We start from the raw sequence: 25573 nt of genomic DNA, 5'->3' as shown, positions 1-25573 counted from the left end.
ATAGGAACGGCAGCATCGTGCACGCCAAAAAGACCCGTACTATGCCGGGAGAATTCCTTAAGTCTCACAAGGACCAATGGCACTGGCATGGTTCTCGTAAGCATGGCGTAAGGTTAGGCGGCCGCAGGATCTTCCGTATCGCCGGGCTGGTCGAGCGCCTGCAGGTTGTCCTTGATGCGGTTGAGCACGTCCATGGCCTGCTGCATTTCATGCAGTTCGATGCCCTTGGTGGCGTCCTTGCGCAGGCCGCGGCCGATCAGCTCCATGTCGGCGATCACGCCGCGCGCCTGCTCGGTGACATACAGGCGCCAGGCGCGGCGGTCGCGCGGATCGGCGCGGCGCTCGACGAAACCGGCGGCCTGCAGGCGGTCGATCACGCGGCCCACGGCGATCGGTTCCATTTCGAGGAACTCCGCCAGCTCGGTCTGGCGCAGGCCTTCGCGGTGGTAGAGCACCTTGGTCGCGCGCCACTGCGCGCGGGTCAGGCCGAACTTCACTGCGCGCCGGTCGAAATGCTTGCGGAACAGCAAGGTGACGTCGTTGAGCAGATAGCCGAACGAGATGTCTTCAGTCTTCATGTGTTTCCCGAACCCTCCGCCCCTCCGGGGCGCCCCGGCGGCAAGCATACGGCGCAAAAACCTGCGAAACCACGCCAACCACGACATCACGACATAACGCTTATTGCCATGGCTATCGAAATCATCATCGCCGATATCACCCAGCTCGATGTAGATGCCATCGTGAATGCTGCCAACCCCGGCCTGCTCGGCGGCGGCGGCGTGGATGGCGCGATCCATCGTGCCGCCGGCCCCGCCCTGCTGGAAGCCTGCCGGGCACTGCCGCAGGTGACGCCGGGCGTGCGCTGCCCGACCGGCGCGGCGCGCATCACCTCGGGCTTCGCCCTGCCCGCACGCTACGTGATCCATACCGTGGGACCGGTGTGGCATGGCGGCAGCGAGGACGAAGCCGGGCTGCTGGCCAGTTGCTATCGGGAGAGCCTGCGACTGGCCCGCTCACGCGGCGTCGCCAGCATCGCGTTCCCCGCCATCAGCTGCGGCGTCTACGGCTATCCGCCGGAACGGGCCGCAACGGTGGCGATCGCCGCGCTGCGCGACGACCTGCGCGACCACGGCGACCTGCGCGTGCTGCTGTGCTGTTTCGACGCGCGCATGGCGGCGGTGTACCGCGCGGCGCTCAGTCCAGCTTGAACGGATAAAGCGGCGGCAAGCCGGATGGGTTGGCCGGCGGCGCCGCTGCCGTGCGCCACTGGAAGCCGTCGCGGAAGGCGGCGGCCAGCGCTGCGCCGGACGGTGCGGCGCCATCGGTCGCGTACAACCGCTTCTGCAGCGCCGCGATGGCCTCGCGCTGGGGTGCCGAGGCGAGTGCTTGGGCGAGCGCGCCGAGGTTCACCAGGCCCGGACGCTCGGTCTGCGCCCATGCCAGCAAGCTGTGCGCCTGTGCGGCCGCGTCATTGCCGCGCGCGGCGGCAAGAAAGGCGGCGCGGCGCTGGCGGTCGCTGGTGGCTGCGGGTTTCGCCGCGGGCCGGCGTGCGGCCGGTTTCGCACGACGCAGCGCCCACCAGCCCAGCATGGTGATCAGCCATAGACCGATGCTGCCCAGGGCGATCCAGCGCCAAGGCGTGGCACCCGCCGTCGAAGTCGCTGCGACCGGCGTCTCCGTCACTGCCGGCGCCGCGGCCGAAGCCGCCGTCGCCGGTGCGCCCACCGCCGGCAGCACGGTGTAGCGGCGCTCGGGAATGCGTGCGACCTCGGGCTTGTCGGTCTGCACGTTCCACCAGGTGAGCGTGGTCGCGGGAATCACCAGTTCGCCCGGCTTGCTCGGCACCACCGCGAACGACTGCTGCCGCCGTCCCGCCAGCCAGGCGCCATCCACGCGCGTACCGTTGACCGGCTTGTCCGGATACACCGTGGCGCCGTCGATCGCCGGCAGGCTCAGCGCCGGCAGCGATTCGTACGGCAGGCCGGTGGCCTGCACCGTCATGGTGAGATTGAGCGGCTGGCCGGCGCGCAGCTGGCCGGGCTCGGGCGGCGCTTCCATCGCCAGCGACAAGGCGCGCGCGGGCAGCCAGGTGGTCTTGCCCGCGGCGGCGGGAACGGCGCGCACGTCGACGGACACCGGCGCCGACGCGGCCGACATCGCCCGCGTGCTGCCGAAGAAACTGTTCGGGTCGGCCATGTCGATCAGCTCGCCCTGGAACGAGACGGGACCGACCTGGAGCTGCCCGGGACGCTGCGGGATCAGCGCATAGCGGCGCTCGATCACGTTGTAGCGGCGGCCGCCGCGCTCGGCCTGGTAGTTGCTGTCGTCGCCGAGCTTGCTCAGTTCCGCGCCCTCGGCCTGCGGTTCGTCCATCGCGCCGTTGCTGAGGCTGGCGGCGAAATACAGGCGCACCACGTAGGACATCTGCTGGCCGACGTAAGCGTTGCGCGGCTCGGCCACCGCTTCGACGAAGACATCCTTGCCTGCGCCCGCCGCGGCCTGCTGATCGGGCGCCGTCACTTCCAGTTGCACCGGCGCGGTGGTGCCGCCGGCAAGCGCGATCGCGGGAATGGTCAAGCGGCCGACATGCCTGGGCCGCAGCGCGATGCCATAGGTGAATTCGGAGGTGCGCTTGCCGTTGACGATGCTCAGGCTGGAATTGCTCGACGTGCCCAGCACTTCGAAATCGCCATCGAGCACGGAGAGATCCGGCGTGCCGACCGAGCCGCCCTCGACTTTCAGGTTCAGCGTGACCGTCTCGCCGAGCTGCACCGTGTCGCGATCGAGCACCGCGCGTACCGGCGCGGCCCAGGCCAGCGCAGGCAGCGAGCAGTACAGCAACAGGCACAGCCACCAGCGCAGGCGCGACGAAGCCATCAATCTTCCTCCCCGGCGCCGCCATGGCGGCGCCGGTATTCGAGTTCGAATTTGCGGCGCAGCAGCGCGCCGGGGTCGTCGGGCACGCGCTGCAGGGCGCGGCGCACGTCGGCGGGGAGCTTGGCCTGCGGATCGTCGGGCGACATCGCACCCAACTCGTGGGTGCCGTCGTGGTCGCCTTGCTTGCCTTCGCGCAGGGCCTGGTCCATCTGCGCGCTCAGCGCCTTCCTGGCCTGTTCGGCGCGCGCCTGCTGCTCGGCCTGTTCTTCGGCGGAAGGCGGCTTGGCTTCGCCCTGGCCCGGTTTCTCGGGCGCCTTGCCGTCCTGCTTGGACTGGCCGGAGGCATCGCGCTTGGAATCGGGGCCGCCGCCGTCTTTCGATTCGTTCTGGCCGGACTTCTGCTCGCCTTCTTTTTTCTCGTCCGGCCGGTCGTCGCCCTTGCCGGCCTGGTCCTTGTCGCCGCCCTTGCCGTCGCCGTGCTTCTTTTGCTTGTCCTGCTGCTTGGGCTGGTCCTGTGGCGGGTGCTTGCGCAGCCAGTCCTCGACGGCGTCGCGGTTCGCCTTGGCATCCGCGTGGGCGGGATCGGCTTTCAGCGCGCGGTCGTAGGCTTCGATGGCTTCCTTGTAGTTGCCCTGCCTGGCCAGCGCATTGCCAAGGTTGTAGGCCGCCTCGGCGCCCGGCCGGTCCTGCCAGCCCGTCGCCGCGCCGGCGAAGTCGCCCGTGCGGTAGGCCGCGGCAGCGCGCAGCGACGGATCGCGGGCCAATGCCTGGGCGCGCTTGGCGTCGCCCTGGCGCAGCGCGGCATCGGCCTGCTGGTCGGGGCGGCGCCACAGGTCGCTCCAACTGCCGGCCTGCGCGGTCGACGGCAGCAGCGGCAGCAAGACCAGCGGCACCAGCAGCAGCCAGCCGCGGCGGAACGCGAGTGCGAGCACCACCAGCAGCGGCAGCAGCAGCCAGGGGCCGCGGTCCTGCCATTCGTCGCCGTGTTCGCCGTCGGCGCGCACGATGTCCTGCCCGGCATCGCCGCGCGGCTTGAGCGCGGCGACGTCGCTGTTGTCGTCGCTCATCGGCACGTAGCGGCCGCCGCCGGCTTCGGCCAGCGCGCGCAGTGCGTCGTCGTCGCGGCGTGTCACCACCACGTCGCCGTGCGCATCGCGCAGCAATCCGCCGTCGCCGTCCGGCACCGGGCTGCCCTGCGGCGTGCCGACGCCGAGGATGGAAACGCGGATGCCTTCGGCGCGCACCTTGCGCGCGGCTTCCTGCGCCGAGGCGTCGGCGCTGTCGGTGATCAGCACGATCTGGCCGGTGCCGGCCTTGGCGGCGCGGATCTGCGTGGCGGCGCGTTCGATCGCCGAGGCGGCGTCGTTGCCGTCGGTGGGCATGGTGTCGGTCGCGAGCGAGTCGAGCAGGTCGTCCAGCGCATTCGCGTCCGAGGTCAGCGGAGCGACGCTGAAGGATTCGCCGGCATAGGCGACCAATCCATTGAGGCCGCTACGGTTCGCCGCGAGCAGATCGCGCGCCTTGTAGCGCGCACGGTCGATGCGGCTGGGCGCGACGTCCTTGGCCAGCATGTGCCGCGACAGCGAGACCGCCACCACCTGCGCCGCGCGATTGGCGTACAGCGGCGAGGCCACGCGGTCCCAGGCGGGGCCGGCCAACGCCAGGAAACCCAGCACCGCGCCGAGCGCCAGCAAGAGCGCCGGCCAGCGGCTGTGCCCGCCCTGCCCGTACAGCACATGCGGCAGCAGTTCCGGATCGACCAGCCGCGCCAGCTCGCGCCGCTCCTGTCCGCCGCGCGCGGCCAGCGCATACGCCAGCGGCGCCAGCAGCAGGCCGAGCAGCCACCACGGATGCAGGAAGTGGAAGTCGTGCCACCAGGCCATCATGGCGCCGCCCCCGCACTGCGCCGGCGCGCCGGGATGACGACGGCAAACAGGAAGCACAGCATGCCGGCGAGCAGCGGCCGGCCGAACAGTTCGTAGCGCGGGCGCAGTTCCGGGCCGTGCTGCGGCATCGGCTCCAGCGTGTCGATCGCGTGATAGGCGGCGGCCAGCTCGCTGGTATCGGTGGCGCGGAAATAGCGGCCGCCGGTCTGCGTGGCCATCGTGCGCAACATGCCTTCGTCCAGGTCCGCCGACGGATTCACCACGCGCGATCCGAAGAAATCCGGCACGCGCATTTCAGTGGCGCCGATGCCGATGGTGTACACGCGCACGCCCGCCGCCCTGGCGGCGCGTGCCGCATCGAGCGGCGCGATGCTGCCGGCGTTGTTGACGCCGTCGGTGAGCAGCACCAGCACGCGGGCCTGTTCCGGCAGGGCCGACAGTCGCTTGACCGCAACCGCCACGGCATCGCCGATGGCCGTCTCGGTGCCGGCCAGGCCCACCATCGAACCCTGCAGTTGCGCGCTGACCGCGCCGAGGTCGTAGGTGATCGGCGTGACCAGGAAGGCGCGCGTGCCGAACAGGATCAAGCCCATTTCGTCGCCGCTGCGGCGTGCGATGAAGTCGGTGGCGATTGCCTCTACCGCGCCGAAGCGGCTGACCGACTGGCCGGCGAGTTTCATGTCTTCCAGCCGCATGCTGCCGGACAGATCCACCGCCAGCATCATCGCGCGCCCGCTGCGCTGCTGCGCCTGTGGCGGCCCCACCCATTGCGGCCGCATCGCGGCGCCGACCAGGCAGATCCAGGCCAGCACCAGCCACCAGATGCGGCCGCCCTGGCCGGCGTTCTGCGCCACGGCCGCCAGGCGCAGCTGCGGATGCGGCAGATGCAGCGCCTGGCCCGGCGCGGCCGGACGCAGCCAGCGCCACAGCAGCCACGGCAGCGGCAACAGCAAGGCGATCCACGGCCAGGCCACTTCAAGCATGAGCGGCCTCCTGCACCACCAGCGGCCGTTTCGTACGCCGCGGCTGCAACGCCAGCGCCAGCCAGCGACGCGTGGCGGCGGCCGCCTCGGCGACCTCCGCATGGGGCGTGGCGGGACGGAACATGGCGTCTTCCAGCGTCGTCAATCGATCCAGCGTGGCGGCATCCACCGGCACGCGGGCAAGGCATTGACGCCATGCTTCGCCGCGATGATGCGTAGCAGCCGGATCGTAGACGCGCGCCGCGCGCCGCAGCAGCTGGTGCAGTTCCGCCGCCAGTCGCTGGGGTCGATCCGCATGGGCCTGTTCGAGCGCATCGATGCCGGCCAGCGCGGCGGCGATGCGTTCGCGCCGCAACCGGCGCTTGCGCAGCAGCCACCAGCCCAGCGCGAACGCCGCCAGCAGCAGCACCGCGAGCACCCACCAGCCGGGTGCCGGCGGCCACAACGGCGGCGCTGGCGGCAGATGGATATCGCGCAGGACCGGGCCATCCGGCGGCGGCGTGGCGGCGGGCATCATGCGCCCGCCTTGACGCCGGCCAGCAGCGCGGCGACGGTGTCGAGCGGATCGACGGTGGTATCGATCACGCGATGCGGCAGGCCGAGCGAGCGCGCCAGCGCGGCGAGCCTGGCCTGCCCGGCACCGAGTGCCTGCTGGAAATCGCGGCGCTGGCGATCGCCCACCAGCACCACTTCGCGGCGCAGGCCGGCGTGTTCGAGCGGGTAGCGGCCGGGCGGCGCGGAAGCCAGCTCCAGCACGTCGCCGACGATCAGCACGGCAACGTCGGTGTGGCGTGCCAGGTCGATCAGGCGGCCCTTGGCGGCCTCGTCGGTGCTGAGCCCGTCGCTGATCAGCAGCACGCGGCTGGCGCCGTGCATCAGCCGGCCGGCGCGCAGCAGCGCTTCGGACAGGGGCTCGGCAGCGGAGGCCGGACCACGTTCCGCATCCCACGAGGCCAGCGCGCCGCACAGCGCGAGCGCACCGCGCGTGCTGCCCTGCGGACGCAGTTGATGCCGGCGTTCGCCGAAAGCCAGCGCGCCGACGCGCTCGCCGGCGCGCACGGCCAGCCATCCGGCCAGCGCCGCGGCGCGCGCCGCCTGCACCGACTTGAAGCGGACGCGGGTGCCGAAGCGCATGCTGCTGTGCGTGTCGAGCAGCACCAGCAAGCGTCCTTCGCGTTCTTCCTGGAACAGCTTGGTATGCAGTTTTCCGCTGCGCGCGGTGAGCCGCCAGTCGAGCCGGCGCACGTCGTCGCCAGGCTGGTAGGCGCGCGATTCGGCGTAGTCCATGCCGCGGCCATGCACGCGGCTGGCCTGCGGACCGGCCGGCGCGGCGTGGCTGCGGCGCGGCGACAAGGGCTTGCGCGCCGCACGGGCGCGCAAGGCGAGCAGTTCGGCCAGGGCGACGCTGGCGCGTCCGTCGCCGTCCGCGGTGGGTGGCAACACGGCGCTCACGGCAACGGCACGAGCTCCAGCAGGCGCGTCACCACCTGGTCGCTGCGGATGCCTTCCGCCTCGGCTTCGTAACTGAGCAGGATGCGATGGCGCAGCACGTCGTGGGCAAGCGCATGCACGTCTTCCGGCAGCACGTAGTCGCGGCCGGCCAGCCAGGCGTGCGCGCGTGCGCAGCGGTCCAGCGCGATGGTCGCGCGCGGGCTGCCGCCCCAGGCGATCCAGCGCTTGAGCTGCGGCCCGTAGGCACCAGCGTCGCGGCTGGCCAGCACCAGCTGCGCGATGTACGACTCCAGCGCAGGCGCCATATGCACCGCCAGTACGGCGTCGCGCGCGGCGAATACGTCGGACTGGCTCAGCGTCGGCGGCGGCTCGGGCTGCGGATGCAGGCTGCGCCGCGCCTGTTCGCGCGCGAGGCGCAGGATCGCCAGCTCCGAGGCGGCGTCCGGATAACCGATGGTCACGTGCATCACGAAGCGGTCGAGCTGCGCTTCGGGCAGCGCGAAGGTGCCTTCCTGTTCGATCGGATTCTGCGTGGCCATCACCATGAACAACTCGGGCAGCCGCCAGGTGCTGCGGCCGACGGTGATCTGGCGCTCGGCCATCGCTTCGAGCAAGGCGGACTGGACCTTGGCCGGGGCGCGGTTGATCTCGTCGGCCAGCACGATGTTGTGGAACAGCGGGCCGCGCTCGAATTCGAAGCTGCCCGACTGCGGACGGAAAATGTCGGTGCCGGTGAGATCGGCCGGCAGCAGGTCCGGGGTGAACTGCACGCGGTGGAAATCCGCCTCGACCCGCCCCGCCAGCGCCTTCACCGCGGTGGTCTTGGCCAGGCCCGGCGCGCCTTCCACCAGCAGGTGGCCGTCGGCAAGCAGCGCGATGAGCAGGCAATCGATCAGATGCGGCTGGCCGATGATGCTCTGCTGCAGTTGCTCGCGCAGCTGCGCGAAGGCCTGCTGCAGCCGCGACGACGGTTGACTCTCGGGCATATCCATCAGGTTTCCATCCGGCTTGATCCGCCTTCAGACAGCGGCACTTGCCGGAAGTTTAGCGAGCCGGCGCGATGGCGGGGGCGCGACTGATGGCACAGCTCGGCCGATGCCTGGTGGTCCGCACAAAGAAAAAGGGCGGCTCGTGGCCGCCCTTTTCCGTTCGCTCGTGTGCTCCGCTCAGCGCAGGCTGTCGCTCAGGATGCGCGGGGTCACGAAGATCAGCAGCTCGGCCTTGTCGTTCTGGCGCGAGGTCTTGCGGAACAGCACGCCGATGCCCGGGATGTCGCCGAGGCCAGGCACCTTGGTGACGGTGTTCTGCTTGGTGATCTCGTAGATGCCGCCGAGCACCACGGTCTGGCCGTTGTCCACCAGCACGGAGGTGTTGATCTCGCGGGTATCGATCTGCGGCACCTTGCCGTTCGGCGTGTCGACGAATGCCGCCAGCGCATCCTTCTTCACGTTGATCGCGAGGTAGACGCGGTTGTCGGCGGTGATGGTCGGGGTGACCTTCAGTTCCAGCACGGCGTCCTTGAACTGCACGGAGGCGGTTGGCGATGCGCCGCCCGTGCTGCCGGAGTTCTGATAGGTGACGTAGCCGATTTCCTGACCCTGGCGGATCACCGCTTCCTGCTGGTTGGCGGTGATGACGCGCGGGCTGGAGATCACTTCGCCACGGCCTTCGGTCTGGGCGGCCGAGAGTTCCAGGTCGACCAGGTAGTTACGGCCCAGGATCGCCAGGCCCAACTGGCCGGCCGGGTTGGCCACCGGCAGGTTGACGTTGTAGCCGCTGTTGCCACCGGTCTGATAGGTGATGGTGCCCGGCTTCGGCGGGTTGCCGACGCGGCCGCCAGCGATCCAGTTCTGCAGATCGTAGGCGTACTGGTTGCGCACGTTGCTGGTGTTGATGCCCAGGCCTGCCGAATTGTCGCCGGTGGGGCTGGTCGAGATGACATTGCCGCTGTCGGTGGTGTGCGTGGCCTGCACGCCCCATTTCACGCCGAGCTCGCGGGTGAAGGTGTCGGTGGCGACCACGATGCGCGACTCGATCAGCACCTGCTGCACCGGGCGATCGAGCACCGCGATCAGTTCGCGCAGCTCGCGGATCTTCTGCGGGCTGTCGTTGATCAGCAGGGTGTTGGTGCGCTCGTCGAAAGAGACGCTGCCGCGTGAGGACAAGAAGCCGCGACCGCCACCGCCGCCACCACCACCGCCGCTGCCACCGCCGGCCATGCTGCCCTGGGTCAGCAGCTTGGCGATGTCCTGCGCCTTGCCGTAGCTGATCGGCAGGTAGTCGGTGACCAGCTCGGCGGTGTCCTCGGCCTTCAGGCGGGCCTCGGCCACACCCTGCTCATACTTGGCCAGCTCATCCTGCGGGGCGATCCAGATCACGTTGCCGTTACGGCGCTTGTCCAGGCCCTTGGCACGCAGCACCACGTCCAGCGCCTGGTCCCACGGCACGTTGACGAGGCGCAGGGTGATCGCGCCGCCGACGGTATCGGAGGCCACCAGGTTCTGGCCGGACATGTCGGCGATCAGCTGCAGCACCGAGCGGACCGGGATGTCCTGGAAGTTGAAGGTGACGCGGTTGCCGTTGTAGGTCGGCTCCTGGCCGCGCAGCGGCTTGCCGTCCGGACCGGTGCCCGGGGCGACCTTCTTCTGCGCGACTTCGACCACGTACTGGTCGCCGGTCTGGTAGGCCGAGGTCTCCACGTTGCCCTTGACCGCGATCTCCATGCGGGCGCCGCCGCGCGTGCCAGCCTTGGTGGTGACGGACTGCACCGGCGTGGCGAAGTCCAGCACGTCCAGGCGCTGCGCGAGGTTGGCGGGCAGGTTCACGTGGTCGAGGTTGACCACCACCTTGTCGCCTTCGCGCTTCATGTCCGCATTGGCGCCAGCGCCGCTGAAGTTGATCAGCACGCGGCCTTCGCCGTTGGGGCCGCGGCGGAAGTCGATGTTCGACACCGCCGGACCGGCGGCCGAGGACGGCAGCGCCTTGGACGGGTCGATGTTGGAGGCGGTAGTGGTGGTCTGCGCGTCGGTGCCGTTGTTGACTGTGAAGACCAGGCTGTTGCCTTCGACGCGCGAGCGATACGAGGAGTCGCGCACCAGTTCGACCACCACGCGGGTGCGTCCGCCGGCAGCGATCGCCGAGACGCCCATGGTCGAGCCCTTGCCGATATCGAGATGGCGCGCGGCCGAGTTCTCGGTGTCGGGCAGGTCGATGGCGATGCGTGGCGGGTTGCCGGTGGTGAAGATCTTCGGCTCGGGCACCGGGCCCTGGGCGAAGTTCAGATGCAGCTCGACCTTGCCGCCGGGCAGGGTGTCGTAGCTGATCTCGCGCAGGGTGTTGGTCGCGGCGGCCGCGATACCAGACCAGGCGAGGCCGGCGATCAGCAGTGCGGTGAACAAGCGACGACTCGCATGGCGCATGACACGGCCCTGGACTGGTTGATTGAGGTTCGTCATTGCATCAGCCCCTGTGATTCTTATTTCTCGCCAAGCGCGATGCTGGCTGAGCGTTCCATCCAGCCGCCGTTGCCGTTAGGCACCAGTTCGACCATTTCGAGATGGTCTTCGGCGATGGCGGTGACGTGTCCGTAGTTCTGGCCCAGGTATTCCCCACGGTGGATCCGGTGGATCACCCCGGTGGGATCCTTGATCAGCACTTCCATGCCGCTGGCGGTACCGACCGTGCCGACCATCTTGAGGCTGTCCAGCGCGAACGCTTCCAGCGGCTCCTTGGTGCGGTCCTGGTCCGGGCGCGGGCCGTTGGAGGCGCCGTTGTCCAGCTCAGCGGTGCTGGGGCTGAACGGGTCGCGGCGGTCCTGGTCGTTGTAGAGGAAGGTCTCGAAGGTCTTGATGACGGGCAGCGGCGGAATCGGCGCGCCCTTCTTCTGCTTCTCCTGCGAGACCCAGTCACGCAGGTCCGACATGCCGCGCGTGCAGCCGGCCAGCATCATTACGGCACCGATGACCAGCGCGATGCGGGCAGCGCGGAGGGCTGTGATGTTGCTCATTTCTGCCCCCCGGTCTTGGCGCCGGCCGATTTGGCATTGGCTGCCTTGGCTTCGGCGCTCTCGTCGTCTTCCAGATAGCGATAGGTCTTGACCGTGCCTTGCAGGACCAGCGTGCCGCCCTTGTCCTTGGGCGTGAGCGAGACGTCGTGCAGGGTCAGGATCACCACCCGCGGCAGCGAGGCCACGCCGCTGATGAAGGTGCCGAACTGGTGGTAGTTGCCCACCATGCGCAGCTGGATCGGCTTCTCGGCGTAGAAGTCCTTGGGTATCTCGGCGCCCGGCTGGAACAGCTCGGTCTCCAGGCCAGCCGACAACGCCGTCTGGGAAATGTCGACCAGCAGTTCAGGCATCTCGGTCCGGCTGGGCAGCTGGCGCAGCAGCTGGCGCAGCATGTCCTGCATCTCGTCGAGCTGCTGCTGCAGCGCTTCGAGGTTGACCGCCTTGGCCTGCTTCTGGGCAAATTCCTGCTTGAACTGTTCTTCCTTGCCGGCGAGCTGGGTCAGCTCGTCCTGCTGGTTGCTGATGATGGCGTACCAGCCGATAAAGCTGACCAGGGCGAACAGCACCACGATGAAGGTGATCTTGGCCGACTTCGGCCAGCCGCCGATGTTGTTGCGGTCGAGGTTGCGCAGATCGCTCAGAAAACTCATGGCTTGCCCCCCCCGTTGGCAGGTGCACTGGTCGGCGCGTTCGCCGGCTTGGGCGCCTGCGGTGCAGCGCTGGGTTGCTGGGGTGGCTGCTGGGCGGGCTTGGCCGGCGGAGCGGTCAGCGCCTGCGCTGCCGAGCCGAGGGCCTGGCGGGCTGCGCTGCCGGCCGCTGCCGGAGCGGCGGGAGTCGCGGCGCTGGCGGCGCCGGCCGGCTGCACCGGTGCGTGCTCGGCGTCCGCGCCCTCCTCGGGCCTGGGCTTGCTGAGCGCGACATCGAGGCCAAACACATAGGGCATGCGCGAATCGCCGTGGGTGTTCTCGGTCTTGCGCAGGTCCGCGTGCCCCATCCACGGCGAGGCTTCGAGGTTGCGCATGTATTCGGCGACGCTGGCATTGGACTGGGCCACGCCGTCGAGAGCCATCGACTCGGCATTCTGCTTCAGGCCACTGAGGCGCGCGCTGGCGGGGATCGTCTTCACCAGTTCGTCGAACAGATGGACCATCTGCGAGCGGTTGGCCTGCAACTGCTCGATGATCTGCTTGCGGGCCAGCAGGCGCTCGCGCACTTTCTCCAGATCCTTGATCTTGGCGATGCGTTCGTCGAGCTGCTTGATCTCGCCCTGCAGGTAGTCGTTGCGCTCGTTCTGGTTGCCGATGCGCTGGTCCATCCAGGTCATCCACACCAGTATGAACAGGATCGCCGCGACGATCGCCGCGCCGAGCTGCATGAAGAACTCGCGCTCGCGTTGCTTGCGACGCTCGGCGCGCCAGGGCAGTAGGTTGATGCGTGCCATCAGTCGAAGCTCCTCATGGCGAGGCCGACCGCGATCATCAGCGCCGGCGCATCCTGGGCCAGCTGCTGCGCCTGCACGCGCGGCGACAGCGACATGCGCGCCAGCGGATTGGCGACCACGCAGGACACGCCCAGCTGCTCTTCGAGCATCGGGCACAGGCCTTCGATGGAGGCACAGCCACCGGCGAGCACCACCTGGTCGACCTTGCTGTATTCGCTGCCTGCGAAGAAGAACTGCAGCAGGCGGCTGATCTGTTGGATCAGCGACTCCTTGAACGGCTCCAGCGCCTCGGACTCGTAGGACTCCGGCAGGCCACCCTTGCGCTTGGCGCGGCCGGCTTCCTCGTAGGACAGGCCGTAGCGGCGCATGATCTCGTCGGTGAGCTGCTTGCCGCCGAACACCTGCTCGCGCGAGTAGATGGTGCGTTGGTTGCGCAGCACCGACAGCGTGGTCATGGTCGCGCCGATGTCGATCACCGCGACGAGCGCATCGCGACCGACGTTGAGCTGGTCGGCCACCATCGCGAAGGCGTTCTCCATCGCGAAGGCTTCGACGTCGACCACCTTGGCGCTGATGCCGCCGAGATCCAGCGCGGCGACGCGCATGTCGACGTTCTCCGTGCGCGATGCGGCGAGCAGCACGTTGTTCATTTCGGGGTTGTCGCGCACCGGGCCCAGCACCTCGAAATCGAGGCTGACTTCCTCGATCGGATACGGGATGTACTGGTTGGCCTCGACCTGGATCTGTCCTTCGAGATCTTCCTCGGACAGGTCACTGGACATCGGGATGATGCGCGTGATCACCGCGGAACCGGCGACGGCCGCGGCGGCGTGTTTGAACTTGGTGCCCGAACGGGCCACCGCGCGCCGGATCGCTTCGCCCACCGCCTCGACTTCGACGATGTTCTTTTCGACCACGGCATTGGGGGGCAGCGGCTCCACCGCGTAATGCTCCACGCGATAGCGGCCACCGGCCTGGCTGAGCTGCAGCAGCTTGACGGCGGTCGAACTGATGTCGACGCCAATCAGCGGCGGCTTCTTGGGTGTAAAGAGCCCCACGATTTTCCCCCTTGCCCCTGGACGCCTGCACCGTCTTTAGTGTGGTGAGTGCGCGACGGCATTAAATCCAAAAATTAACGTATTGGCAACGGCCTACACGAACTATCTCGACTGTTTTGACGTGACGGCATCCACAATTAGCGCTAATCACGTCCCGGCCTTTTTTGTGACGTAACAGTGACCCGCAGGTGGGAATCTGCCAGCCGGTACCGTTAAGCAAATGGTGCTACATCTATACTGTGCCGTGTTTTGACTCAGGTCTCGCAATATCCACACCATGCAAATTCTCAAGCGTCTGCTGCGCTGGGTGCTGATCCTTGCTTTCACCGGGCTACTGCTGGCGGTTGCCGCGGTCGGTGTGGCGTATTGGCTGGTCTCGCCGCGCATCCCCTCGGTGGCGGTCCTGAAGGACTATCACATGCAGGTGCCGCTGCGCGTCCTGACCGCGGACGGCAAGCTGATCGCCACTTTCGGTGAAACCCGGCGCATCCCCGTCGGCATCGCCGCCGTGCCCGATCGCCTGAAGCATGCCGTGCTGTCGGCCGAGGACGGCGATTTCTACCGCCACCCCGGCGTCGACTGGCACGGCATCGCCCGCGCGGGCTGGCACGTGATCGTCTCCGGCGGCGACAAGGGCCCCGGCGGCTCGACCATCACCCAACAGGTAGCGCGAAACTTCTTCCTCAGCCCCGAGAAGTTGTATTCGCGCAAGCTCACCGAAATCTTCATCGCCCTGCGCATGGAGAATGAGCTGAGCAAGGACCAGATCCTCGAGCTCTATCTGAACAAGATGTTCCTCGGCCACCGCTCCTATGGCGTGGCGGCGGCCGCCTCGTACTACTACGGCAAGACCCTGGACCAGCTGAGCGTGGCCGAGTGCGCGATGATCGCCTCGACCTTCCAGCTGCCCTCGGTGGTCAATCCCATCAACAACCCCAAGCGCGGCCTCGCCCGGCGCAACTGGGTGCTGGGGCAGATGCTGCAGAACCGCTACATCACCCAGGCCGAGTACCAGCAGGCCTTGGCGGAGCCGAGCAACGCGTTCCCGCACGAGCCGCCGATCGAGGTCGACGCCCCCTACCTGGCCGAGATGGTCCGCCTGCAGGCGCTGGACCGGCTGGGCAACGACGCCCTCACCGAAGGCTATGTGATCAAGACCACCGTGCAGAGCGCCCGCCAGCAGTCCGCGGTCGACGCCATGCGGGCCGGCCTGATCGACTACGACCACCGCCACGGCTGGCGCGGCCCCGAGGACCACCAGGAACTGGCCGACAACGCCGGCAACGAGGACTTCGACCGCATCCTGTCCAGCTACACCGACATCGCCGGCATGCGCCCGGGCGTGGTCAGCAGCGTGGGCGCCAGCGAGGCGATGGTCTACCTGTCCAGCCACGAGCAGGTGCAGCTGGGCCAGGACGCGGTGGGCTGGGCCCGCCCCTACGTCAACGAAACCCGCGTCGGCGCCCCGCCGAAGAACGTGGCCGCGGTGCTCAAGCGCGGCGACATCATCCGCGTGGCGCGCAACGCCAAGGGCGAGTGGGAGCTGACGCAGATCCCGAAGGTGCAGGGCGCGCTGGCCTCGGTGAACCCGGAGGACGGCTCGCTGCAGGCGCTGGTCGGCGGCTTCAACTTCCTGCGCAGCAAATTCAACCGCGCGGTGATGGCCGCCCGTCAGCCTGGCTCCAGCTTCAAGCCCTACATCTACTCCGCGGCCTTCGATCGCGGCTTCACCCCGGCCTCGATCGTCAACGACGCGCCGCTGGCCCTGCCCGACCCGTCGCGCCCGGACGGGCTGTGGACGCCCTCCAACGACGATGACAAGTTCGACGGCCCGATCCGCCTGCGCGAAGCGCTGGTGAAGTCGAAGAACCTGGTCTCGGTGCGCCTGCTCGATGCGATCGGCGTGCGCTATGCGCGCGACTACGTGACCCGCTTCGGCTTCTCGCCCGACGCCCTGCCGCCGAACCTTTCGATGGCGCTGGGCACCGCCTCCGTCTCGCCGATGGGCATGGCGCGCGGCTATGCGGTGTTCGCCAATGGCGGCTACCTGGTGACGCCGTACTTCATCAGCGAGATCGACGACCGCGACGGCAAGCCGATCTACCTGGCAAACCCGGCGCGCGCCTGCCGCACCTGCCAGGAGCGCCTGCTCGACACCCGCCCGCCGGGCCCGCCCTCCTCCAGCGCGGCTGCGCCGGCCAACTCGGTCGCCGCCGTCACCCCGGCTGGCGCCGGCAGCGTGGGCGGCGCGGTGCTGCCGGCGGATGCGCATGAAGGCGCCCACCCGCCGGTGCTGGCGCCGCAGGTGATCGATGTGCGCAACGACTTCCTGGTCACCTCGCTGATGAAGGACGTGATCCGGCGCGGCACCGGCGCAGCGGCGATGGCACTGGGGCGCGACGACCTGGCCGGCAAGACGGGTTCGACCAACGAGCACCGCGACGCCTGGTTCGTCGGCTTCAATGGCGACCTCTCCACGGCCGTGTGGGTAGGCTTCGACGACTTCGGCTCGCTCGGCCGTGGCGAATTCGGCGCCAAGGCGGCGTTGCCGATCTGGATGGACTACATGGGTGCGGCGCTGAAAGACCGCCCCTCCGCCACCTTGTCGATGCCGCCGGGTGTCACTACGGTACAGATCGACCGCTCCAGCGGTTTGCCGTCGGAACCCGGCAATCCGAATGCCATGCCGGAAATGTTCAAGGTGGAAGACGTGGACCGCCTGCGCCAGCAGGCCAGCCAGCAGCAGGAGGATCCCGACCAGCAGCACGCGTACGACATCTTCTGACGCGACAGGCGGGTGGCCCCGGTCCACCCGCTTCGCCGCGAGGCCGTCAGAACGGCCGCACCTCCAACCTACGACCAGGAGGGACCAGGATCATGGCTCGAGGCGAGCATCACCGCATCCACGCGCAGGACCGCGTCCAGCGCAACCGCCTGCGTATCGCCCAGGAGGCCGCGCGCCTCATGAGCGAGCACGGCATCCGCGATTTTCATCACGCCAAACTCAAGGCCGCCGAGCGGCTTGGCATCTTCGACACCCAGGCCCTGCCGCGCAACAACGAGATCGAAGAGGCATTGCGCGAGCACCAGCGCATCTTCCAGGCACACAGCCAGCCACAGCTATTGCAGCAACGCCGCGAGGCGGCCGTGGAAGCCATGCGCTTCCTCGGCGACTACGAGCCGCGCCTGGTCGGTGCGGTGCTGGACGGCACCGCGGACAGCCATTCGGCCGTGTGCCTGCACGTATTCAGCGACGATCCCGAAGCGGTCATCCTGCGTCTGCGCGAACACGGCGTGCCGGTGGAAACGCAGACGCGCCGCCTGCGCCTCAGCCGCGACGAACAGGCCGAATACTCGGTGCTGCTGTTCGCTGCCGACGAACTGCCGTTCGACCTCACCGTGCTGCCGGTCGATTCGTTGCGCCAGCCGCCGCTGGACCGCATCGACGAAAAACCCATGCAGCGAGCCTCGCTGCCCACCGTGGAAGCCCTGGTCGCCGAGGGCGATGACAACAGCGATTTCGAACGCAAGCTGACGGCGGCGCTGCGCTGACCTTTCCGTTCCTGCAAAAAAGAAAACGCCCGGCAAGCCGGGCGTTTTCGTGTAGCTTGCCTTAAGCGCTCAGCGCTTGTCGGCGGCCACGTAGTTGCGCACGTCGGCGCCGGTGTAGATCTGGCGCGGACGGCCGATGCGCGCACCGGGGGTTTCGTGCTGCTCGATCCAGTGGGCGATCCAGCCGGCGGTGCGGGCGATGGCGAACATCACGGTGAACATCTCGGTCGGGATGTTGAGCGCCTTGTAGATGATGCCCGAGTAGAAATCGACGTTCGGGTACAGCTTGCGCTCGACGAAGTAGTCGTCCTTCAGCGCCGCCTCTTCCAGCTTCAGCGCCACTTCCAGCAGCGGGTCGTTGACGCCCAGCTCGCCCAGCACCTTGTGGGTCATCTCGCGGATGATCTTGGCGCGCGGGTCGAAGTTCTTGTACACGCGGTGGCCGAAGCCCATCAGGCGGAAGTTGTCGTTCTTGTCCTTCGCGCGCTTGACCGCGGACTCGACCTTGTCGGCAGTGCCGATCTCCTCGAGCATCTTCAGCACCGCTTCGTTCGCGCCGCCGTGCGCCGGACCCCACAGCGCAGTGATACCCGCAGCGATGGAGGCGTACGGGTTGGCGCCGGTCGAACCGACCAGGCGAACGGTGGAGGTGGAAGCGTTCTGTTCGTGGTCGGCGTGCAGGATGAACAGCAGGTCCAGCGCCTTGGCGGCGACCGGGCTCAGCGTCAGCGGCTCGCTCGGCACTTCGAACATCATGTGCAGGAAGCGGTCGACGTATTCGAGGTTGTTGCGCGGATAGCGGAACGGCCAGCCGATCGAATAGCGGAAGCACGCGGCGGCGATGGTCGGCATCTTGGCGATGAGGCGGATCGCGGCCAGCTTGCGGTCGTCGGCGTTATCGACGTCGATGTCGTCGTGATAGAAGGCCGACAGCGAGGCAACCGAAGCGGCCAGCATGGCCATCGGATGCGCGTCGTGGTGGAAGCCCTTGAAGAAGTCCTTGAGCGACTCGTGCATCATCGTGTGATGCGTGATGTCGTCTTCGAACTTGGCGAACTCGCCCTTGCTCGGCAGTTCGCCGTTGAGCAGCAGGTAGGCCGTCTCGAGGAAGCTCGACTTCTCGGCCAGCTGCTCGATCGGGTAGCCGCGATACAGCAGCACGCCCTGGTCGCCGTCGATATAGGTGATGGCGCTCTTGGTGCTGGCAGTGCTGCCGTAGCCCGGATCGTAGGTGAAGTGGCCGGTGTCCTTGTACAGGTTGCCGATGTCGACACATGCCGGGCCAAGCGTGCCGCTCAGCAAGGGCAGCTCGCTGCTGCGGTTGTTCGACTCATCCACCAGCTTGACGGTCTTGGTATCGGACACGGAAACCTCCTTCGCGAATGTCGCCGCCGGTCACCGGGGGTGGTGCGCCAGGCGGGGGAATTAGGCGCACCGCGCTGGGGATGGCGCGATGCAACGCCGTCCATTATCACACATCACCCAACGAACATCCCTTGGCGAATGGTCGGATGGTGGACGCGAAAAAGCATGGGGCGAGCTTGCGCTCGCCCCATGCCGTGTACCTGGCTTTACCGTTGCCGTCAGCCGTTAACGCGGCTGACCGGTCGCGCGATTACTTCTGCGCGTAGCGGCGGCGGAACTTGTCCACGCGGCCACCGGTTTCGATGGTCTTCTGCTTGCCGGTGTAGAACGGGTGCGAATGGCTCGAGATATCCACCTTGATCAGCGGGTACTCGTTGCCGTCCTGCCACTTGACGGTTTCCTTGGAGGCAATCGTCGAACGCGTCAGAAACGCGAAGTCGGACGACAGGTCCTGGAACACCACCGGGCGGTAATTCGGATGGATATCGGGCTTCATGACGGACTCAAAGCGGTGGGCGAAAGAGCGGCATTATAGCGGCCTCCTTCCGCCAAGGGCAAGCATGTCAGCCACTTGCCCGGCGGAGCCGCTCAGGCCGCGCCCAGCGCGCGTCTCACCATGGCCACGAAGCGCTCCTGGTCCACCTCCAGCACGATGCGGGCATTGGCCGGATGGCCCAGGCGGCCGCCCCAGTCCACCACCGTGGCGCCGCGGGTAAGGCGGCCGTCCAGTTCCACGGCGACGTGGCGCTCCTCGCTGCGGGTGACGATGGACGGGTCGATCGCCACCGCCATCGCCAGTGCGTCCGCCGCGATGATGCCGCGGCGCTTGCTGCTGGCATTGAAGGCGCGGGCGGTGCGGAACACGCGTCCGAAGAACTCGGCGCGCTGGTCACCCGCGGCCAGCCATTGGTCGAACTCCTGCTCGTCGAAGGCATGGCGCAGGGTGGCTTCCCAGTCGACCAGGTCGAACTGCGGGAAGGCCTCGAACACCACGTGCGCGGCCTCGGGATCGAAGCCGATGTTGAATTCCGCCGGCACCTTGCCGGTGTTGCCCAGCCCCGTGACCGCACCGCCCATCACCACCAGGCGCCGCACCCGCTGCGGCAGGGTCGGATCCAGGCGCAGCGCCAGCGCGACATTGGTCAGCGGGGCCAGCGCCACCAGGGTCAGCTCGCCGGGGCGCTCGCGGGTCAAGCGCAGCAGCGCCAGGGCCGCCTGCTCCGCTTCTGCCGCCGTGGCGGGCTCGGCGAAGCCGACATCGCCCAGGCCGTCCATGCCGTGCACGAAGGCCGCATCTTCTTCCGGCCCGCGCACCAGCGGCGTCGGGCAACCGGCGAACACCGGCACGCCGCCGCCGACCAGATCGACCAGCGTGCGCGCATTGCGCACGGTGTGCCCCAGGCCCACGTTGCCCGCGGCGATGCTCAGGCCGGCGATGTCGGCGTGCGCATGGGCCATCAGGATCGCGAGCGCGTCGTCCACGCCGGGGTCGGTGTCGATCAGGAGCTGGGGCTTGGTCATGGGCTGTCCTCGGATGAGCCGGTTAGCTTACGGCGCGAGCACGGAACGCAAAAGCCGCCGCACCCTGCCCTCACGCATGCGCATAGCGCGCCGCGCCGCCGATCCAGCGCTCGATCAGCCGCTCGGCCTGTCCCGCGTGGTGGAGCAGCATCTCAGCGCCGACTTCCTGCACCGCCGGCAGCAGGTGCGCGTCGCGCGAGAGATCGGCGATGCGGAAGCTGAGCTGGCCGGTCTGGCGCGTGCCGAGCACTTCGCCGGGGCCGCGCAGCTCGAGATCCTTTTCGGCGATGCGAAAGCCGTCGTTGGTATCGCGCATCACCTGCAGGCGCTCCTTCGCCAGCATGCCCAGCGGCGGCTGGTACAGCAGCACGCAATTGGAGGCGACCGCGCCGCGGCCCACCCGGCCGCGCAGCTGGTGCAGCTGGGCCAGGCCGAGCCGCTCGCTGTTCTCGATCACCATCAGGCTGGCATTGGGCACGTCCACGCCCACCTCGATCACCGTGGTGGCCACCAGCACGGCGAGTTCGCCGCCCTTGAACGCGTCCATCACCGCCTGCTTTTCCTTCGGCTTCATGCGGCCGTGGATCAGGCCCACCTTGCAGTCCTGCAGCGCGGCCGACAGTTCCGCATGCGCGACTTCCGCGGCCTGCGCGCGCAGTTGTTCGGTCTCCTCGATCAAGGTGCACACCCAGTACACCTGCCGCCCTTCGCGGCAGGCGGCATGGATGCGCTCGATCACGTCCACCCGGCGCGCATTGGAGATGGCGATGGTCTGCACCGGCGTGCGGCCCGGCGGCAGTTCGTCGATGGAGGAAACGTCCAGGTCGGCGTAGGCACTCATCGCCAGCGTGCGCGGGATCGGCGTCGCGGTGAGCACCAGCTGGTGCGGCACCTGGTCGCCCTCCAGGCCCTTGTCGCGCAGGGCCAGGCGCTGCTGCACGCCGAAGCGGTGCTGTTCGTCGACGATCACCAGGCCCAGCCGCGCGAACTCCACGCCTTCCTGCATCAGCGCATGCGTGCCGATCACCACCGGCGCACCGGCCGCGACCCGTTCCAGCGCGCGCGTGCGCGCCTTGCCGGTGACCTTGCCGGCCAGCCATTCGACCTCGATCCCCAGCGGCTGCAGCCAATGCTTGAAGTTGCGCAGATGCTGCTCCGCCAGCAGCTCGGTGGGCGCCATCAGGGCTACCTGGTGGCCGGATTCCACCGCGGCGAGCGCAGCCAGCGCCGCGACCACGGTCTTGCCGCTGCCGACGTCGCCCTGCACCAGCCGCAGCATCGGATGCGTCTTCGCCATGTCCTTGGCCACCGCTTCGCTGACGCGCTGCTGCGCACCCGTGAGGCGGAACGGCAGCCCTTTCAGCAGGCGCTTGCGCATGACGCCATCGCCACCAAGCGCCGGCGCGTGGCGCTGCTTCACCGCGGCGCGCATGCGCTTGAGGCTGAGGTGCTGGGTCAGCAGTTCCTCGAAGGCCAGGCGCTGCTGCGCGGGATGGCGCCCCTGGGTGAGCTGGCCCAGATGCGCGTCGGGCGGCGGGCGATGCACGTAGAGCAGCGCCTCGCGCAGCGAGGTCAGGCCATGGCCGGCGCCCAGCGCGGGCGGAATCAGTTCCAGCTCGCGGTCGGGCGGCAACAAGGCCAGCGCCTTGGCGATCACCCCGGCCAGCCGCTTGGTGCCCAGGCCTTCGGTGGTGGGATAGACCGGGGTCAGCCGCTCTTCCACGGCGGGCTCCGCCACACCCTCCAGGCGCTGGTATTGCGGATGCACCATCTCCAGCCCCTGCGCGCCGTGGCGCACTTCGCCGTAGACCAGCAGGCGCACGCCGGGCCGCAGCTGCTCGGCCTGCGCGCGATGGAAATGGAAGAAGCGCAGCACCAGGGTTTCGCGCGAATCGTCGCTGATCGCCACCTTCAGCTGCGGCCGGTAGCGGAAGCCGCGCTCGACCGCTTCCACCACGCCTTCGACCTGGATGCGCTCGCCGACCTGCAGGTCGGCGATGGTGCTGATCTGGGTGCGGTCCTCGTAGCGCAGCGGCAGGTGGAACCACAGGTCCTGCACACGCTCCAGCCCCAGCCTGGCCAGCGTCGCGGCCAGCGCCGGGCCGATGCCGGGCAGCGACGAGACCGGCGCGAGGCCGGGAGCGGTGGCAGTGGAAGCAGGCGCAGCTGACATCACCGCAAGCCTAGCGGAGGCGTTCGCCGGCGCGTAGCGGCGATGGCGACACGACGTGTCGGCGCACGCCTCGCTGCCAGGTCAGTCGATCACCAGCACCGCGTCCACTTCCACCTCGGCGCCCTTGGGCAGGGCCGAGACCTGGATGGTGGAACGCGCCGGATACGGTGCCTGGAAATATTCCGCCATCACCGCGTTGACGGTGGCGAAGTTGGCCAGGTCGGTGACGTAGATGCCTATGCGGACGATCGCCGACAGCGAGCTGCCGGCCGCTTCGGCCACCGCCTTGAGGTTGTCGAACACGCGGCGGGTCTGCAGTGCGATATCGCCCTGCACCAGGTTGCCGGTTGCCGGGTCCAGCGGGATCTGTCCGGAGAAGTACACGGTGTTGCCGGCGCGCACGGCCTGCGAATACGGGCCGATCGCAGCCGGTGCCTGGTCGGTGGAAATGATGCTGCGGGACATCGCGAGAACCTCGGACGGGGAAAGCCCGAAGTGTAAAACGGAACGCCCGCCGGGGGCTTAAAGCGGATAGCGGTACGCGCCGCTCACCACGCCGGTGCGGCGCACGCGGCGGATCACATCGGCCAGGTGCTTGCGGTTCTTTACTTCCAGCGCGAACAGCAGGGTTGCCGCGGAACTGTCGCGCTCGACGTACTCCACGTTCTCGATATTCGAATTCGCCGCCGCGATCGCCGCCGCCACCGTGGCCAGCACGCCCGGCCGGTTGATGACTTCGATGCGCAGCTCGGCGCGATAGTCGCCCTGCACGTCGCGGTCCCACTCGATGGCGACGCAGCGCTCGGGCGACTTGCGCAGCTCGACCACGTTCGGGCATTCGATCCGGTGCACCACGATGCCCTTGCCGGTCGACAGATAACCGATGATCTCGTCGCCCGGCAGCGGATGGCAGCAGTTGCCGAAGCTCAGCACGCCGCGCTCGGCGCCGGTGATGCGGATCTTTTCCACCGCATGCTGCGTCGGCGTCGCGGCGCCCTTCTGCTTGCCGCGCGCGGCCAGCAGCTGGCCGGCGACCACGTCCGGCATGCGGTTGCCCAGGGCGATGTCGGCGAGCAGTTCTTCCAGGCGCTTGAGCTTGGCGGCGTCGAGGAAACGGTCCAGCACGGCGACCGGAATCGCATCCAGGCTGGAGCCCTGTGCGTCGAGCGCGCGATCGAGCATGCGATGGCCGAAGTCGACCGCGTCTTCGTGCTGCAGATGCTTCAGGTACTGGCGGATCGCCGTGCGCGCCTTGCCGGAGACCACCGATTCCAGCCAGGCGGGATTGGGCACCGCCGACGGCGCGGTGATGATCTCCACCAGCTGGCCGGATTCCAGCCGCGTGCGCAGCGGCAGCAGCTTCTTGTCGACGCGCGCGGCCACCGCGTGGTCGCCGACGTCGGTATGCACCGCGTAGGCGAAATCCAGCGCCGTGGCATTGCGCGGCAGCGAAAGGATGTCGCCGCGCGGGGTGAACAGATAGACCTCGTCCGGGAACAGGTCGATCTTGACGTTCTCGATGAACTCGGACGACGAAGCGGTATTCGCCTGGCTGTCCGCCAGCGACGACAACCACTCGCGCGCACGCGCCTGCGCGCTGTTGGCGGGGCCGCTGTCGGTCTTGTAGGCCCAGTGCGCGGCGACGCCGCGCTCGGCCACCGAGTCCATTTCCGCGGTGCGGATCTGCACCTCGATCGGCGCGCCGAACGGCCCCAGCAGCACGGTGTGCAGCGACTGGTAGCCATTGGCCTTGGGGATCGCGATGAAATCCTTGAAGCGGCGGTCGACCGGCTTGTACAGCGAGTGCACCGCGCCCAGCGCGACGTAGCAGCTCATCGCGGTGTCCACCACCACGCGGAAGCCGTAGACGTCCATCAGCTGGGCGAAGCTCTTGTGCTCGTTGCGCATCTTCGAATAGATGCTCCACGGCGACTTGATGCGGCCGATCACGCGCGAGGCGAGGTGCTCGCCGGCCAGGCGCGTGGACAGCGCGGCCTCGATCTTGCCCATCGCTTCGCGGCGGTTGCCCAGCGCGGCGCGGATGCGCTCGCTGATCACGCGGTAGCGGTCCGGATGCAGGGCGCGGAAGCCCAGGTCCTGCAGCTCGGCCTTGAACTTGTTCATGCCCAGGCGCTGCGCGATCGGCGCGTAGATCTCCAGCGTTTCGCGCGCGATGCGGCGGCGCGATTCGGCATCCTTGGCGCCGAGCGTGCGCATGTTGTGCAGGCGGTCGGCCAGCTTGATCAGGATCACGCGCAGGTCGCGCGCCATCGCCAGCAGCATCTTGCGGAAGCTTTCGGCATCCGCTTCCTGGCGGCTGCGGAAGCGCATCTTGTCCAGCTTGGTGACGCCGTCGACCAGGTCGGCCACGGTCTCGCCGAACTCGCCGGCGAGCTCCGCGCGGCTGAGCGCGGTGTCTTCCAGCGTGTCGTGCAGGATCGCCGCGATGATCGTCTCGGCGTCCAGGCCCAGCTCGGCCAGGATGCCGGCGACCGCCACGGGATGCGTGATGTACGGCTCGCCGCTCTTGCGCGCCTGGCCTTCATGCGCCTGGGCGCCGACCTCGTAGGCGCGCAGCACGCGCGCGACCTGGTCCGGCGGCAGATAGGCGATGCGCTCCTTGAGCGCCAGCACGTAGGGGGGCAAGGACGACGTATCCGCGGAGTCGGGATGCGTAGTCGCGCTCACAGGGCGCTGGCCGCCGCTCAGGCAGCCACCTCGCGACAACAGCTCGCAGCAAGCGAGCTGGGGTGAAGCGATGCGCCGGCTTTCCCGCAGCCGCGCAGCGCACCGGCGGAGCCGGCGCGTGCGGGGCGAGGTTTACAGCCGGCGCCGTCCATCAGTCGTCGCCGCCCTTGGAAAGGTCGTCGTCGACTTCGGCCGCGGCCCATTCCAGCGCTTCACGCTCGGCGCGCTCGCGCTCGGCGCGGTCGATCTCGTCGATGGTGGTCTGGTCGATGCGGCGGTCGGCGATTTCGCGCAGGGCCACCACGGTCGGCTTGTCGTGATCGGGATTGACTGCCGGCTCGGCACCCTTGGCCAGCTGGCGGGCGCGCTTGGTCGCCATCAGCACCAGCTCGAAACGGTTGTCGACTACCTCGAGGCAGTCTTCCACGGTAATGCGTGCCATGTGAAATCCTTAGGGAATAAAGCGACTTATAGGTCGCCAGTGTAGCCAGGGGGCGCTTTCCTGGCAATGCAGCATGGTCGTATCATGCCCGGTTCAGCCAGCCTGCAGCGCCCACCGGCGAGACTCGCC

22 protein-coding genes are annotated in these 25573 nt (G+C 68.5%); 3 read left to right on the top strand and 19 right to left on the bottom strand.

Annotation, left to right across the window (positions count from 1 at the left end; translation table 11 throughout):
• Nucleotides 1–113: 113 nt before the first annotated feature.
• Nucleotides 114–578, bottom strand: coding sequence for a MarR family winged helix-turn-helix transcriptional regulator (locus tag AB4083_RS07085; protein ID WP_441607065.1), 465 nt, complete (start codon nt 576–578; stop codon nt 114–116).
• A 108-nt stretch (nt 579–686) separates the two neighbouring features.
• Here AB4083_RS07085 and AB4083_RS07080 point away from each other — a divergent pair, with 108 nt between their 5' ends.
• On the top strand, nt 687–1208 hold the full coding sequence (locus AB4083_RS07080) for an O-acetyl-ADP-ribose deacetylase (protein ID WP_441607064.1): 522 nt from the start codon (nt 687–689) through the stop codon (nt 1206–1208).
• Here the strand turns inward: AB4083_RS07080 and AB4083_RS07075 are convergent.
• The 11 genes from AB4083_RS07075 to AB4083_RS07025 all read right to left on the bottom strand — a co-directional run bounded on the left by AB4083_RS07075 (nt 1195) and on the right by AB4083_RS07025 (nt 13703).
• Nucleotides 1195–2877: a BatD family protein gene (locus tag AB4083_RS07075; protein WP_441607063.1), complete on the bottom strand. Its 1683-nt coding sequence runs from the start codon at nt 2875–2877 to the stop codon at nt 1195–1197. The genes AB4083_RS07080 and AB4083_RS07075 overlap by 14 nt on opposite strands.
• Entirely contained in the window at nt 2877–4763 is a 1887-nt protein-coding gene (locus tag AB4083_RS07070) for a tetratricopeptide repeat protein (RefSeq protein ID WP_441607062.1), read from the bottom strand. Before AB4083_RS07070 ends, AB4083_RS07075 begins: the two co-directional genes overlap by 1 nt.
• Complete coding sequence (locus tag AB4083_RS07065; protein ID WP_441607061.1) at nt 4760–5746, bottom strand: VWA domain-containing protein; 987 nt, start codon at nt 5744–5746, stop codon at nt 4760–4762. Before AB4083_RS07065 ends, AB4083_RS07070 begins: the two co-directional genes overlap by 4 nt.
• Complete coding sequence (locus AB4083_RS07060; RefSeq protein ID WP_441607060.1) at nt 5739–6263, bottom strand: DUF4381 family protein; 525 nt, start codon at nt 6261–6263, stop codon at nt 5739–5741. Before AB4083_RS07060 ends, AB4083_RS07065 begins: the two co-directional genes overlap by 8 nt.
• Entirely contained in the window at nt 6260–7198 is a 939-nt protein-coding gene (locus AB4083_RS07055) for a DUF58 domain-containing protein (RefSeq protein WP_441607059.1), read from the bottom strand. The genes AB4083_RS07060 and AB4083_RS07055 overlap by 4 nt, the downstream gene beginning before the upstream one ends.
• Nucleotides 7195–8190: an AAA family ATPase gene (locus tag AB4083_RS07050; protein ID WP_441607058.1), complete on the bottom strand. Its 996-nt coding sequence runs from the start codon at nt 8188–8190 to the stop codon at nt 7195–7197. Before AB4083_RS07050 ends, AB4083_RS07055 begins: the two co-directional genes overlap by 4 nt.
• Before the next feature lie 174 nt (nt 8191–8364).
• Entirely contained in the window at nt 8365–10617 is a 2253-nt protein-coding gene (pilQ, locus tag AB4083_RS07045; RefSeq protein WP_441607057.1) for a type IV pilus secretin PilQ, read from the bottom strand.
• Nucleotides 10618–10673: 56 nt separating this feature from the next.
• Entirely contained in the window at nt 10674–11204 is a 531-nt protein-coding gene (locus tag AB4083_RS07040; protein ID WP_441607056.1) for a pilus assembly protein PilP, read from the bottom strand.
• Nucleotides 11201–11854, bottom strand: coding sequence for a type 4a pilus biogenesis protein PilO (locus tag AB4083_RS07035; protein WP_441607055.1), 654 nt, complete (start codon nt 11852–11854; stop codon nt 11201–11203). Before AB4083_RS07035 ends, AB4083_RS07040 begins: the two co-directional genes overlap by 4 nt.
• Entirely contained in the window at nt 11851–12645 is a 795-nt protein-coding gene (locus AB4083_RS07030; protein WP_441607054.1) for a PilN domain-containing protein, read from the bottom strand. The genes AB4083_RS07035 and AB4083_RS07030 overlap by 4 nt, the downstream gene beginning before the upstream one ends.
• On the bottom strand, nt 12645–13703 hold the full coding sequence (locus tag AB4083_RS07025; protein ID WP_441607053.1) for a pilus assembly protein PilM: 1059 nt from the start codon (nt 13701–13703) through the stop codon (nt 12645–12647). Before AB4083_RS07025 ends, AB4083_RS07030 begins: the two co-directional genes overlap by 1 nt.
• Nucleotides 13704–13980: 277 nt before the next feature.
• Between AB4083_RS07025 and AB4083_RS07020 the strand changes: the two genes are divergently transcribed.
• Together AB4083_RS07020 and AB4083_RS07015 are read left to right on the top strand one after the other, a co-directional pair.
• Nucleotides 13981–16488, top strand: a complete 2508-nt coding sequence (locus AB4083_RS07020; RefSeq protein WP_441607052.1) for a penicillin-binding protein 1A — start codon at nt 13981–13983, stop codon at nt 16486–16488.
• A 92-nt stretch (nt 16489–16580) separates the two neighbouring features.
• Nucleotides 16581–17255, top strand: coding sequence for a hypothetical protein (locus AB4083_RS07015; protein WP_441607051.1), 675 nt, complete (start codon nt 16581–16583; stop codon nt 17253–17255).
• A 69-nt stretch (nt 17256–17324) separates the two neighbouring features.
• Here AB4083_RS07015 and AB4083_RS07010 read toward each other — a convergent pair whose 3' ends face one another.
• The 7 genes from AB4083_RS07010 to rpoZ form a co-directional block, all read right to left on the bottom strand.
• Complete coding sequence (locus AB4083_RS07010) at nt 17325–18620, bottom strand: citrate synthase (RefSeq protein ID WP_441607050.1); 1296 nt, start codon at nt 18618–18620, stop codon at nt 17325–17327.
• A 250-nt stretch (nt 18621–18870) separates the two neighbouring features.
• Nucleotides 18871–19116, bottom strand: a complete 246-nt coding sequence (locus AB4083_RS07005) for a type B 50S ribosomal protein L31 (protein WP_441607049.1) — start codon at nt 19114–19116, stop codon at nt 18871–18873.
• Between the two features lie 92 nt (nt 19117–19208).
• The gene (locus AB4083_RS07000) at nt 19209–20141 is read right to left on the bottom strand and encodes a nucleoside hydrolase (RefSeq protein ID WP_441607048.1); all 933 of its coding nucleotides are present in this window, start codon (nt 20139–20141) and stop codon (nt 19209–19211) included.
• A 70-nt stretch (nt 20142–20211) separates the two neighbouring features.
• Nucleotides 20212–22314 carry an ATP-dependent DNA helicase RecG gene (gene recG / locus AB4083_RS06995; RefSeq protein WP_441607047.1) on the bottom strand — a complete coding sequence of 701 codons (2103 nt, stop codon included), beginning with the start codon at nt 22312–22314 and terminating at the stop codon, nt 20212–20214.
• Between the two features lie 81 nt (nt 22315–22395).
• Complete coding sequence (locus AB4083_RS06990; RefSeq protein ID WP_441607046.1) at nt 22396–22779, bottom strand: RidA family protein; 384 nt, start codon at nt 22777–22779, stop codon at nt 22396–22398.
• Nucleotides 22780–22836: 57 nt separating this feature from the next.
• The gene (locus AB4083_RS06985; RefSeq protein WP_441607196.1) at nt 22837–25023 is read right to left on the bottom strand and encodes a RelA/SpoT family protein; all 2187 of its coding nucleotides are present in this window, start codon (nt 25021–25023) and stop codon (nt 22837–22839) included.
• Between the two features lie 130 nt (nt 25024–25153).
• Entirely contained in the window at nt 25154–25444 is a 291-nt protein-coding gene (gene rpoZ, locus AB4083_RS06980) for a DNA-directed RNA polymerase subunit omega (protein ID WP_441607045.1), read from the bottom strand.
• Between the last annotated feature and the right edge of the window lie 129 nt (nt 25445–25573).

Origin of the sequence: Dyella sp. 2RAB6 (genome assembly GCF_052115385.1) — a bacterium.
GTDB lineage: Bacteria > Pseudomonadota > Gammaproteobacteria > Xanthomonadales > Rhodanobacteraceae > Dyella_D.
The sequence above is the reverse complement of the archived record's forward strand: the minus strand, read 5'-3'. Positions and strand labels throughout refer to the sequence as shown.